The organism is Cellulomonas sp. plas2 (genome assembly GCF_057221735.1).
On sequence record NZ_CM170155.1, the window covers coordinates 2,472,697 to 2,484,906 of the forward strand.

A 12,210-nucleotide genomic window follows, 5' to 3' on the forward strand; every position below is an offset into this window, starting at 1 on the left:
CGGCCGAGGGCCGTCGTGCACCGGTGGGGCCGTCGGCCGTCTCCCCTGTGGCAGAGACGCGGCCTGCGCGCGCACCAGCGCACGAGTCTGCCACACGCACGGCCCGTCCTGGAACCCGGCCCTGCGTCACGGGATCACCGCACGGGGTCCGGCCCCTCGCCCGCGTGCCCCTCCCCCGTCGCCACCAGGCGGTCGCCGAGCACGGTCCACCCGAGGCCCGCGAGCAGGGCGCGGTCCGCGCGGTCGAGCGCGGCGACGTCGAGAGCGGCGAGCAGGTCCGGTCGCCGCCGTGCCGTCCGCTCCAGCGCCTGGTCCCGCCGCCAGCGCGCGACGCGGCCGTGGTGGCCCGACAGCAGCACCTCGGGCACCTCCAGGCCCTCCCACACCGGCGGCTTCGTGTAGACCGGGTACTCCAGCAGCCCGGCGGCGCCGTGCGACTCCTCGACGAGCGACTGCGGGTTCCCCACCACGCCGGGCAGGAGCCGCACCACGGCCTCGACGACGACGAGCGCCGCGGCCTCGCCGCCGTTGAGCACGTAGTCGCCGATGCTCAGCTCCGTCACCGGGTGCCGCGCGCCCACGTGCTGCGCCACCCGCGCGTCGATGCCCTCGTAGCGCCCGCAGGCGATGACGAGGTGGCTCTCGTCGGCCAGCCGCTCCGCCAGCCGCTGCGTGAACGGCCGGCCGGACGGCGTCGGCACCAGCAGGTGGGCGTCGACCGGGAGCCCGGGGCCCGGCCGCATGACGTCGTCCAGCGCCGCACCCCACACGTCGGGGCGCATGACCATGCCCGCACCACCGCCGAACGGCGTGTCGTCGACCGTGCGGTGCCGGTCGTCCGTCCAGTCCCGCAGGTCGTGCACCCGCAGGTCGAGCAGCCCCGTCCGGGCGGCCCGCCCCACGAGGGACAGCCCGAGCGCCGACAGGTAGGCCGGGAAGATGGAGACGACGTCGATCCGCACGTCAGCCCTCGGCCCGGTCCTGCGTCTCCGGCGACACGACGAGGTTCGCGGCGTCGGACGCCAGCAGCCCGCCGGGAGGGTCGAGGACGACGCGTCCGCCCGGCACGTCCACCACGGGCACGATCGCCCGGACGAACGGCACGAGCGTCCGCTCGCCGCCGGTCTCGCGCAGCACGAGCGCGTCGTGCGCGGGCAGGTGCTCCAGACCGAGCACCTCCCCGACGACCGTGCCGTCCGCGAGCTCCGCCCGCAGCCCGGCCAGCTCGTACGGGTACCAGGCGTCCTCCTCGTCGGACCCCTCGATCTCGAGCACGAGGGCGGTGCCCGCCAGCGCCTCGGCGGCCGTCCGGTCCTCGACCCCGGTGAACGCGACGTACCACCGGCCCTGCTGCACCCGCGTGCGCGCCACCGTCAGGGGGCCGCGCCCCACGGGCTCGGTGAGCAGGACGCTGCCCACCGCGAGCCGCTCCTCGGGCGCGTCCGTGCGCAGGTCCAGGGCCACCTCGCCCCGCAGTCCGTGCGCGCGTCCCACGCGCGCGACCGTCAGCCGCATGCCCGGCCCGTCCCTTCTCGTCGGTGGTGGGCGCCGGCCGCTCCCGGCCGTTCGCGCCGCTCGCGCCCCGGCACGGACGGCGAAGGCCCGGCCCCCGGTCGGGGGCCGGGCCTGCGCTGGTGTCCGGCTCGCGCTGCTCAGCGACGGTCGACGTCGACGACGTCGACCCGCACGGGACCGTCGGCCAGCGCGCCGACGACCGTTCGCAGCGCGCGGGCCGTGCGGCCGTTGCGCCCGATGACGCGGCCGAGGTCCTCGGGGTGCACGCGCACCTCGAGCAGCTCGCCCCGGCGGCCCGTGGAGTGCTCCACGCGCACGTCGTCGGGGTGGTCGACGATGCCCCGCACCAGGTGCTCGAGCGCGTCGGCGACCATCAGGCCTGCTCGTCCTCGGCGGCCGGGGCGGCGTCGGCGTCCGCGGCCGGGGCGGCGGCCTTCGCCTCGGCGGCGCGCGCCTTGGCCTTCTCCGCGTCGGCGGCGACCGCCTCGACGGCCGCCTTCGTGTCGGCCTTGCCGGCCTTCGTCCGCAGGGTGCCCTCCTGGCCCGGCAGGCCCTTGAACTTCTGCCAGTCGCCGGTGACCTTGAGCAGGGCGAGGACCTGCTCGGTCGGCTGCGCGCCGACGCCGAGCCAGTACTGCGCGCGCTCGGAGGTGACCTCGATGAGCGAGGGCTCCTCGGTGGGGTGGTACTTCCCGATCTCCTCGATGACGCGACCGTCGCGCTTCGTGCGGGAGTCGGCGACGACGATGCGGTAGTACGGCGCGCGGATCTTGCCCAGGCGCTTGAGGCGGATCTTGGTGGCCACGGTGTGGTGTCTCCTGATGTCTGCTGAGGTGGCTCCGCGGCGCCGCGCCCAGTGGGGTGCGGGCGTGCGACGCGGGCCGAGGACGCGCCGGGCGCAGGTAGAGGGGCTGCGGGCCGACGAGTACAGCCGGCCATTGTGCCAGACGCGCGGCCCGGCACCCAACCGCCTGCGAGCGCCTGGTCGGCCCGACGGTTAGCCTCACCGGGCCCCTCCGCACGAGGACCGGCGGGAGCGGGACGACGACGAGGGGCGAGCGGGTGCAGCACGGGGACGCGGACGACGACGACCTGACCCCCGGTCCGGTGGTCGCACCGCCCCGGCGACGCGGCCACCTCGTCGACCTGTCGCCGCTGCGCGCGAGCCCGGCGTTCGCGCGGATGTGGGCCGGGACCGCCGTGTCGACCGTCGGCACCCAGCTGACCGTGGTGGCCGTCGGCCTGCAGGTCTACGAGCTGACCGGCTCGACGCTGGCCGTCTCCGGCGTCGGCCTCGCCGCGCTCGTGCCGACCGTGCTGGCCGGGCTGTACGGCGGCGTGCTCGCCGACGCGCTCGACCGCCGGCGGCTCCTGCTCGTCGCCGCCGTCGTCGCGTGGTGCGCCACGGCGACGATCGCCGGGCTCGCCTGGGCGGGGCACGAGGGCGTCGGCGCGCTCTACGCCCTGACTGCGCTCACGGCCACCGCCGGCACCGTCCTCGGCGCGACCCGGATGGCCGTGGTCCCGCGGCTGCTGCCGCCGCGCCTGCTGCCCGCCGCGGCCGCGCTGGGCGGCATCACCGGCGGCCTGGCGGTGACGGCCGGCCCGGCCCTGGCCGGCGTCCTCGTCGCCACGGCGGGGTTCCCGCTCACCTACACCGTCGACGTCGTGCTGTTCCTCGGCGCCTTCCTCGGCATCGTGCAGCTGCCGCCCGTGCGCCCCGAGGGCGAGCGCGTGCGCGCCGGGCTGGGGTCCGTCGTGCAGGGGCTGCGGTTCCTGGCGACCGCGCCCACCGTGCGCGCCTCCTTCGTGGCGGACATCGCGGCGATGGCGCTGGCGCAGCCGCGCGTGCTGTTCCCGGCGGCCGGTGCGGCGGTGCTCGGCGGCGGGGCGGTCACGGTCGGCGTGCTCACGGCGGCCGGCGCGGTGGGCGCGGTGCTGTCCGGGCTGCTCTCGGGGCGGCTCACCGGCACGCGGCGGCAGGGCGTGGCCATCGCCCGCGCGATCCAGGTGTACGGCGCCGCGGTCGCCGCCTTCGGCGTGGTGCTGGCGGTCGCGGCCGCCACCGATCCCGCCGCGGGCACGGGCAGCGTGCTGCGCGCCGAGGGCCTGCGGCCGGTGCCCGTCGCGGCGGCGGCGCTGCTGCTGGCGGTCGCGGGCGCCGCCGATAACGTCTCGTCCATCTTCCGGCAGGCCGTGCTGCAGCAGGCGGTCCCGGACCACCTGCGCGGGCGGCTCCAGGGCATCTTCATCGTCGTCGTCACGGGCGGTCCGCGCGTCGGCGACCTCTGGACGGGGGTCCTGGCGACGCTGCTGGCCGTCTGGCTCCCGCCCCTGCTCGGCGGCGCGCTCGTCGTCGTCGCCCTCGCCGTGCTGCTGGCGCGGCAGCCGGGCTTCCGCGCCTACGACGCACGGCACCCGACGCCCTGACCGCGGCCCGGGGCAGCGGCGTCGACGAGGACGACGACGAGGACGGCGACGGGTCAGCGCACCCGGCGCCCGCGCAGCACCACGGCCGACGGGGCCGCCAGGACCTCCACCCCGTGGCGCGGGTCGGCCGGGACGACGACGAGGTCCGCCGGGTCGCCCTCCTCCAGGCCCGGAACGCCGAGCCACGCGCGCGTCCGCCAGCTCGCGGCCGCCACGACGTCCGCCGCCGGCAGCCCGGCCGCGACCATCTCGGCCATCTCCTCGACGATGCGTCCGTGCCCGATGGTGCCGCCCGCGTCCGTGCCGACGAGCACCCGCACGCCGGCCTCGTGCAGGTCGCGCACGTGCTGGTGGCGGCGGCCGTGCATCGCGCGCATCCGCGCCGCGTACACCGGGTAGCGCGTGGCCTGGGCGGCGATGGCCTCGAACTGCGCGACCTGCAGCAGCGTCGCCGTCACCGGCACCCCCGCCGCCGCGATCCGGTCCACCTGACGCGCGTCGGCCCCCGTGGCGTGCTCGAGGCAGTCGACTCCCGCGTCGAGCAGGTCGTCGAGCGCCTCCGTGGCGAAGGTGTGCGCCGTGACGCGGGCACCCGCGGCATGGGCGGCCGCCACGGCCTCTGCGAGCACGTCCCGCGGCCACAGCGGACGCAGGTCCCCCGCCGCCCCGAGGTCGCGGTCGATCCAGTCCGCGACGAGCTTGACCCAGCCGTCGCCCCGTCGGGCCTCCTCGGCCGCGGCGGCGGGCAGGTCGGCGACGTCGTCGAGCTCGCGGGCGTAGTGCCGCAGGTACCGCTTCGGCCGCGCCAGGTGCCGGCCGGCCCGCAGCAGCCGCGGCAGGTCCTCCTCGTCGTGCACCCACGCGGTGTCCGCGGGCGACCCGGCGTCCCGGACCAGCAGGACCCCCGCGTCCCGGTCGGCCTCCGCCTGCGCGCGGGCCGTCGCGCGGTCCACGGCACCGTCGGCGCCCAGGCCGATGTGGCAGTGCACGTCGACGAGCCCCGGCAGGGCCCAGCCCTCGAGCACGGCGTCGGGCTCGCGGGCGGGACGCGTCGTGGTGACGCGCCCGTCGACGACCCACAGCTCGTCGAGCACCCGCTCGTCGTCGAGCAGGACGCGCCCGCGCACGTGGAGCACGGGCGCCGCGCCCCCGCGGCCCACGGGGGTCAGCGCCCCAGGAACCGGTCCAGGCCGGCGGGCAGCTGCAGGGCCGACGGGTCGACGCCCTCGGGCTCCTGCGCGGCGCCGGCGCCGAGCCCGAAGGCCGACCCCGCCGGCGCCGCCGGGCGCTGGGCGCCGAGCCGCTCCTGCTCGGCGCGCTTGGCCGGGTTGCCGCTCTTCCCCTTCGCCTTCCGCGCCGGGGCCGGCGCCTGGCGGCCGCGGGACTTCTTGCCGCTGCCGGGCAGGCTGCCCATACCGCCCATGGCCGGCATGCCGCCGCCGCGCGCCATGGTCCGCATCATCTTCTGGGCGGCGTCGAAGCGCTCGAGGAGCTGGTTGATCTCCGCCGGCGTCGTGCCCGAGCCCTTGGCGATGCGCGCGCGGCGCGAGCCGTTGATGATCTTCGGCGTCTCGCGCTCGGCGGGCGTCATCGAGCGGATGATGGCCTCGATCCGGTCGACCTCGCGCTCGTCGAAGTTGTCCAGGGCCTCCCGCATCTGCCCCATGCCGGGCAGCATGCCGAACATCTTCTTGATCGAGCCCATGTTGCGCAGCTGCTGCATCTGCACGAGGAAGTCGCCCAGCGTGAAGTCCTGGCCGCTGGCGAGCTTGCCCGCCATCCGCTCGGCCTGCTCGGCGTCGAAGGCCTTCTCGGCCTGCTCGACGAGCGTGAGCACGTCGCCCATGTCGAGGATCCGGGACGCCATGCGGTCCGGGTGGAAGACCTCGAAGTCCGTGAGCTTCTCGCCCGTGGAGGCGAAGAGGATGGGCCGGCCGGTGACGCTCGCGACCGACAGGGCCGCACCACCGCGGGCGTCGCCGTCGAGCTTGGACAGCACGACGCCGGTGAAGCCGACGCCGTCGGCGAACGCCTGCGCGGTCGTGACCGCGTCCTGGCCGATCATCGCGTCGATGACGAAGAGGATCTCGTCGGGGTCGACGGCGTCGCGGATGTCGGCGGCCTGCTGCATGAGCCCGCCGTCGACGCCCAGACGGCCGGCGGTGTCGACGACGAGCACGTCGTGGTGGCGCTGCCGCGCGGCCTCCAGGCCCGCGCGGGCGACGGCGACGGGGTCGGCCCCGGCCGGCAGCACGTCGTCGAGGCCCTGGTTGCCCGGGTGCGGGGCGAACACCGGCACGCCCGCGCGCTCCCCGACGACCTGGAGCTGCGTCACCGCGTTGGGCCGCTGCAGGTCGGCGGCCACGAGGAGGGGGGTGTGCCCCTGGCCCTTGAGGTGCAGCGCGAGCTTGCCGGCGAGCGTCGTCTTGCCGGCACCCTGCAGGCCCGCGAGCAGGATGACGGTCGGGCCGGTCTTCGCGAACCGCAGGGTGCGCGTCTCGCGGCCCAGCACGCCCACGAGCTCGTCGTTGACGATCTTGACGACCTGCTGCGCCGGGTTCAGCGCGCCGCTGACCTCCGCCGAGAGCGCCCGCTCGCGCACCGCGCCGGTGAAGGCCCGCACGACGGGGACGGCGACGTCCGCGTCGAGCAGGGCGCGGCGGATCTCGCGCACCGTGGCGTCGATGTCGGCCTCGGACAGCCGCCCCTTGCTGCGCAGGTTGCGGAAGGTCGACGTCAGCCGGTCGGACAGGGTGGCGAACACCGGGTGCTCCTGGGGTCTCGGGGGTCGGCCGCCGGTCCGGCGGCACGCGGGCCGGTCCGCGTCCGCGGTGGCCCCGGCGCTGCGCCGGGAGCCCCCGGCCTCACGCCCCGCCCAGGGTACCCGTCAGCACCCGGCGGGCCCGGTCCGTGAGGTCGTCCACCAGCCGGGCGCGCCACGCGGTCCACGCCTGCGGGCCGGCCGCCGACGCGTCGGCCTCCGTCAGCGCCCGCAGCACCTCGAGCAGGTCCAGCCGGTGGTCGACGGCGTCGAGGAGACGGGCGACCGTCGCCGGGTCGTCCGGGTCCGCACTCGTCGCCAGCTCCGACAGCGTCAGGTGCTCGCGCACGAGCCGGGCGACGTCGTCGGCCACCGCGTCCTCGAAGCCCATCCGCTCGACGACCGGACCGGCCAGCCGCGCCCCCTCCACCGAGTGGTCGCCCGCGCCCGCGCGCTTGCCGATGTCGTGCAGCAGGGCGGCGACGAGCAGCGTGTCCCCCAGCGCGACCGCCCGCCGGTCCCGCCCGGCGCGCGCCGCCGTCTCGACGAGGTGCCGGTCGACGGTGTGCCGGTGCACGGGCGAGCGCTGGGGCCGGTTGCGCACGCCGGCCCACTCGGGGATCCAGGTGGTGACGACGCCGGCGAGGTCGAGGGCCTCCCAGACCGGCACCTGCGCCGTGCCCGCGCCGAGCAGCTGCAGGAGGTGGTGCCGGGCCGACCGCGGCCACGGCACCGGCAGCGCCGGCGTCACCTCGAGGCTGGCGACGGTGACCGGGGACAGCGCGAGCCCCGTGCGGGCGGCGGTCGCCGCGGCCCGCAGGGACAGCACGGGGTCGTCGGCGGGGCGCGCCTCGACCGCGAGGACGATCTCCCCGTCGTGCTCGACGAGCCCCTCGGCGATGGTGCGCAGGCGCGGGGCGGCCCGGCGCCCGCGGGCGAGCACGGCCGCGCGCGCCGGGCGGTGCAGCGCCTGCCGGGCGTTGCGGACGGTCGTGTCCAGGGCGTACGAGATGATCCGCCCCGCCTCGGCGATGGAGGCCAGCAGGTCGTCGCGGTCGTCGAAGCCCGCGCGCGCGGCCACCTCGTCCTGGTCGGCGAGCCCGAGGCGGTTCGTCCGGCGGCGCGTGACCACCTGCACGGTGTCGCGCACGTCGAGCAGGTGCGCGTAGGCGCGGTCGACGGCGCCGTGCGGCCGGTCCGTGAGCCAGGTGGCGGCCAGCGCCGACAGCACGACGGCGTCGCGGATGCCGCCGCGCGCCTCCTTGAGGTCCGGCTCGATGAGGTACGCGAGCTCCCCCGAGCGCTCCGCGCGCTGCCGCGTCGAGGCCAGGAGCTCCGGCAGGCGCCGCCGGGCCGCCGACCGCCAGTCGGCCAGCAGGGCGGAGGTCGCGCGCGCCACCACCGCCGCGTCGCCGGCCACGGGGCGCAGGTCGAGCAGCCCCACCGCGGCGGGCAGGTCCTTCGAGGCGACCTGCCGGCACTGCGCGAGCGAGCGCACGGAGTGGTCGAGGTCGAGCCCGGCGTCCCACACGGGGTACCAGAGCCGCTCCGCGAGCGTCGCGAGCTGCTCCGGCGGGTGCGCCCGGCCCTCGTGCACGAGGAGGAGGTCGAGGTCGCTCGTCGGGCCGGCGTCCCCGCGACCGACGCTGCCGACGGCGGCCAGCGCGAGCCCCGTCGTGTCGACCCCGGCGGTCGCCTCGTCCCACAGCTCGGCGAGGCGGCGCACGACGAGCGCGCCGACCGCGGCGCGCCGTGCGGCGCCGTCGCACGTCGGGCCCGTCAGCGAGGTGGCCAGCGCCAGGCGCTCACGGCGGAGGTCCCGCACCCCGGTGGTGCTGGGGTGCGGGACCTCCGACGTGGCGCCGGCGCCCGGGGCGGGCGGCGGCTGGTGGTTCATCCGGTGCGGGCCCTCAGAGGGCGTCGGAGCCGTGCTCGCCGGTGCGGACGCGCACGACGTCCTCGACCGGCACGACCCAGACCTTGCCGTCGCCGATCTTGCCCGTCTGAGCGGCCTTGACGACCACCTCGACGACCCCCGCGGCGTCCTCGTCGGCGACGAGCACGTCGATCTTCACCTTCGGCACCAGGTCGACCGTGTACTCGGCCCCCCGGTAGACCTCCGTGTGGCCGCGCTGCCGGCCGTAGCCGCTGGACTCGCTGACCGTCAGGCCGCGGACGCCCGCCGCCTCGAGGGCCGACTTCACGTCGTCCAGCCGGTGCGGCTGGATGACCGCCTGCACGAGCTTCGTCATCACTTCACCTCCGTCACGACACGACCCCCACCGAGGGTCTCGTACGCCGACTCGCCGTGGACGGCGAGGTCGATACCGCCGACCTCGACATCCTCCGACGCCCGGATGCCGATGGTCGCCTTGGCGATCGACCCGATGACGTAGGTGGCGAGGAAGGAGAAGACCACCGCGACGAGCGCGACGACCGTCTGGGAGAGCAGCTGCGTGACGCCGCCGCCGTAGAACAGGCCGTTGAGCGCGCCCTCGGGGTACCACGTGGCGTTCTGGTCCGTGGCGAACAGGCCGATGAGGACCGTCCCGACGAGCCCGCCGACGAGGTGCACGCCGACGACGTCGAGCGAGTCGTCGTAGCCGAACCGGTACTTGAGGCCGACCGCCAGGGCGCACAGGACGCCCGCCACGGCACCGATGACGATCGCGCCCCACGTGTCGACGGCCGCGGCGGCCGGCGTGATGGCCACCAGGCCGGCGACGATGCCCGACGCCGCACCGAGGGACGTCGCGTGCCCGTCGCGCGCCTTCTCCGTCGCGAGCCACGCGAGCATGGCCACGCCCGTGGCGACCGTCGTGTTGATCCACGCGCGGCCCGCCGTGGCGTCCGCCGCGAACTCCGAGCCGGCGTTGAAGCCGAACCAGCCGAACCACAGCAGGGCGGCGCCCAGCATGACGAACGGCAGGTTGTGCGGCCGCATGGGCTCGCGGCCGAAGCCCTTGCGCTTGCCGAGCAGCAGCGCCAGCGCCAGGCCGGCGGCTCCCGCGTTGATGTGCACGACCGTGCCGCCGGCGAAGTCGATCGGCGTCGACAGGGCGCTGGCGATGGCGCCGTCCCCCGACAGGTGGCCTCCGCCCCACACCATGTGCGCCATCGGGATGTAGACGAACGTGGCCCAGACGCCGGCGAAGACCATCCAGGCGCTGAACTTCATGCGGTCGGCGACCGCGCCGGAGATGAGCGCGACCGTGATGATCGCGAACGTCGCCTGGTACCCCGCGGCGACGAGGAACGGCACGCCCGTGGCAGCCATGAGCGACTCGTCGTCCGTGGCGCCCTGCAGGCCGAAGTACTCGAACGGGTTGCCGAAGAAGCCGAGGTAGTTGCCGTCCCCGAACGTCGCGGAGTACCCGTAGAGGATCCAGATGAGGCCGACGAGGCCCAGGGCCCCGAAGCTCATCATCATCATGTTGAGCACGCTCTTGCCGCGCACCATGCCGCCGTAGAAGAACGCCAGGGCCGGCGTCATCAGCAGCACGAGCGAGGCAGCCAGGATCATGAACGCGGTGTTGCCGCTGTCCAAGGTGAATTCCATCGGTCGCCCTTCTGCTCCACCCAGGGAAGTTGTCGGGCACCACCGTCGGGGACCGGCGTTTCACGAGGTGTCCGCCGACGTTACGGCGACGTGACAAGCCGCCCGTGGGCGTAAACATCCGGTTTCGGGCGCGCCAGGGTGACGCGGGCGGGCGCGGGCGTCACCCCCGCGGGTGAGACCGGCGTCTCAGGCCCCGAGCAGTCCGTCGACGAAGGCCTCCGGGTCGAAGGGCGCCAGGTCGTCGGGCCCCTCCCCCAGGCCGACGAGCTTGACCGGCACGCCGAGCTGGCGCTGCACGGCCACGACGATCCCGCCCTTGGCGGTGCCGTCGAGCTTCGTCAGGACGATGCCCGTGACGCCCGCGACCTCGCCGAAGACCTTCGCCTGCTGCAGGCCGTTCTGCCCCGTGGTCGCGTCGAGGACGAGCAGCACCTCCGACAGCGGCGCCTCGCGCGTGATGACCCGCGTGATCTTGCCCAGCTCGTCCATGAGCCCGGCCTTGTTCTGCAGGCGGCCCGCGGTGTCGACGAGCACGACGTCGACCTCGGCCTGCCGCCCCGTGCGCACGGCGTCGAAGGCCACCGCCGCAGGGTCGGCGCCGTCGCGGTCGGAGCGCACCGTCGGCACGCCGACGCGGCTGCCCCACGTCTCGAGCTGGTCCGCCGCCGCCGCGCGGAACGTGTCGGCAGCGCCGAGCACCACGCTGCGGCCCTCGGCGACGAGCACCCGGGCGAGCTTGCCGACCGTGGTCGTCTTGCCGGTGCCGTTGACCCCGACGACGAGCACGACCGCGGGCACCCGGGCCCCGTCGGCCGACGTGCCGGGCGCGACGGCCAGGGACCGGTCGAGGGACGGGTCGACGAGCGTCAGCAGCTCCTCGCGCAGGACCGCGCGCACCTGCGCGGGCTCCCGGACGCCCTGCACCCGCACGCGGGTGCGCAGCCGGTCGACGATCTCCCCCGTCGGGCCCGCGCCGACGTCGGCGAGCAGCAGGGTCTCCTCCAGCTCGTCCCAGTCGTCCTCCGTGAGGTGGTCGCGGGAGAGGACCGACAGCAGGCGCGAGCCGAGCGGGGACCCCGAGCGCGCCAGGCGTTCGCGCAGGCGCACCCAGCGCCCGGCCACCGGCGCGGGGACCTCGAGCGGCGGGGCCGCCAGGACGTCCTCGTCGAGGACGGGGGGCGGCAGCACGTCGGGGTCGGCCAGGCCCGGGGTGGCCGTGCCGGCCGGGTCCGGGGGCAGCGGCGCCGTGCCGGGCCGCTCGAGGGTCGACGTGCCGGTGCCGGTGCCGGTGCCGGTGCCGGTGCCGCGCCCCGTGCGGTCGGTCCGGTCGGCGTCGCCGCCCCCCGGACCCCGACGGCGGACGAGCAGGGTCGCGGCGACGCCGACGACGGCTGCCACGGGCAGGCCGACGGCGAGCAGCTCTGGGAGCAGGTCCTCGATCACGGGGTCAGTCTGTCAGGGCGGCCTAGCCGCGGCGCACGTGCTGCAGCAGCCCCGAGGTCCGCTCCTGCGCCCGCTCGGTCACCCGCTGCAGGCCGGTGGCGAGCTCGTCGACGCGCACGTAGGCGTCGCCGCGCTCGACCGTGGACCGCAGGAGCTCGGCCAGCGACACGTCCACGGGGTCCGCGAGGACGAGCTCGCGGTCGCCGGCTGACGCCGCGTCCGCCCCGGTCCCCGGCGTGCCCGCCGCGTCCGCGTCGTGCCCCGAGCGGGCCGCCCGACGCGCGGCCCACCCCTCGCGCAGGCCGGTCCAGGGGCGGTGGCCCTCGTCGTCGGGGAGGACGGCGCTGACCCCGACGAGGACGAGGGCGGCGACGAGCAGGACGAGCAGGAGCGTGAGTGCGATGGCCACGTCCCCATTATCGGCCGGGTCGTCCCATGACGAGAGGTCGGACACGCGCCGACGCGCCGACCGCCACAGAGCCTTCACACGCGCGCCACCCGG

12 protein-coding genes are annotated in these 12,210 nt (G+C 76.4%); 1 reads left to right on the forward strand and 11 read right to left on the reverse strand.

The annotated features are described in order from the left end of the window. Window positions 1-134: 134 nt before the first annotated feature. The 4 genes from trmD to rpsP all read right to left on the reverse strand — a co-directional run bounded on the left by trmD (window position 135) and on the right by rpsP (window position 2,320). Window positions 135-962, reverse strand: a complete 828-nt coding sequence (gene trmD, locus AC2TDM_RS11095; RefSeq protein WP_484634637.1) for a tRNA (guanosine(37)-N1)-methyltransferase TrmD — start codon at window positions 960-962, stop codon at window positions 135-137. A gap of 1 nt (window position 963) precedes the next feature. Beyond that, entirely contained in the window at window positions 964-1,515 is a 552-nt protein-coding gene (rimM, locus tag AC2TDM_RS11100) for a ribosome maturation factor RimM (protein ID WP_484634638.1), read from the reverse strand. Between the two features lie 137 nt (window positions 1,516-1,652). Then, window positions 1,653-1,889 carry an RNA-binding protein gene (locus AC2TDM_RS11105; protein WP_090030117.1) on the reverse strand — a complete coding sequence of 79 codons (237 nt, stop codon included), beginning with the start codon at window positions 1,887-1,889 and terminating at the stop codon, window positions 1,653-1,655. Then, on the reverse strand, window positions 1,889-2,320 hold the full coding sequence (rpsP, locus tag AC2TDM_RS11110; protein WP_090030115.1) for a 30S ribosomal protein S16: 432 nt from the start codon (window positions 2,318-2,320) through the stop codon (window positions 1,889-1,891). The genes AC2TDM_RS11105 and rpsP overlap by 1 nt, the downstream gene beginning before the upstream one ends. A gap of 257 nt (window positions 2,321-2,577) precedes the next feature. Here rpsP and AC2TDM_RS11115 point away from each other — a divergent pair, with 257 nt between their 5' ends. Beyond that, window positions 2,578-3,945 (forward strand): MFS transporter, encoded by a 1,368-nt coding sequence (locus AC2TDM_RS11115; RefSeq protein WP_484634639.1) that lies wholly within the window; start codon window positions 2,578-2,580, stop codon window positions 3,943-3,945. Between the two features lie 53 nt (window positions 3,946-3,998). Here AC2TDM_RS11115 and AC2TDM_RS11120 read toward each other — a convergent pair whose 3' ends face one another. The 7 genes from AC2TDM_RS11120 to AC2TDM_RS11150 all read right to left on the reverse strand — a co-directional run bounded on the left by AC2TDM_RS11120 (window position 3,999) and on the right by AC2TDM_RS11150 (window position 12,117). Continuing rightward, window positions 3,999-5,081, reverse strand: coding sequence for an amidohydrolase family protein (locus AC2TDM_RS11120; RefSeq protein WP_484636445.1), 1,083 nt, complete (start codon window positions 5,079-5,081; stop codon window positions 3,999-4,001). A 29-nt stretch (window positions 5,082-5,110) separates the two neighbouring features. After that, complete coding sequence (ffh, locus tag AC2TDM_RS11125) at window positions 5,111-6,709, reverse strand: signal recognition particle protein (protein ID WP_484634640.1); 1,599 nt, start codon at window positions 6,707-6,709, stop codon at window positions 5,111-5,113. 100 nt (window positions 6,710-6,809) lie between these two features. Continuing rightward, window positions 6,810-8,603 carry a [protein-PII] uridylyltransferase gene (locus AC2TDM_RS11130; protein WP_090030110.1) on the reverse strand — a complete coding sequence of 598 codons (1,794 nt, stop codon included), beginning with the start codon at window positions 8,601-8,603 and terminating at the stop codon, window positions 6,810-6,812. A gap of 13 nt (window positions 8,604-8,616) precedes the next feature. Continuing rightward, window positions 8,617-8,958, reverse strand: coding sequence for a P-II family nitrogen regulator (locus AC2TDM_RS11135; RefSeq protein WP_090030108.1), 342 nt, complete (start codon window positions 8,956-8,958; stop codon window positions 8,617-8,619). After that, a complete protein-coding gene (locus AC2TDM_RS11140) occupies window positions 8,958-10,265 on the reverse strand; it encodes an ammonium transporter (RefSeq protein ID WP_090030106.1) in 1,308 nt (435 codons plus the stop codon). Before AC2TDM_RS11140 ends, AC2TDM_RS11135 begins: the two co-directional genes overlap by 1 nt. A gap of 186 nt (window positions 10,266-10,451) precedes the next feature. Then, window positions 10,452-11,705, reverse strand: coding sequence for a signal recognition particle-docking protein FtsY (gene ftsY, locus AC2TDM_RS11145; protein ID WP_484636446.1), 1,254 nt, complete (start codon window positions 11,703-11,705; stop codon window positions 10,452-10,454). Between the two features lie 25 nt (window positions 11,706-11,730). Then, window positions 11,731-12,117: a hypothetical protein gene (locus AC2TDM_RS11150; protein ID WP_090030102.1), complete on the reverse strand. Its 387-nt coding sequence runs from the start codon at window positions 12,115-12,117 to the stop codon at window positions 11,731-11,733. Window positions 12,118-12,210 lie beyond the last annotated feature (93 nt).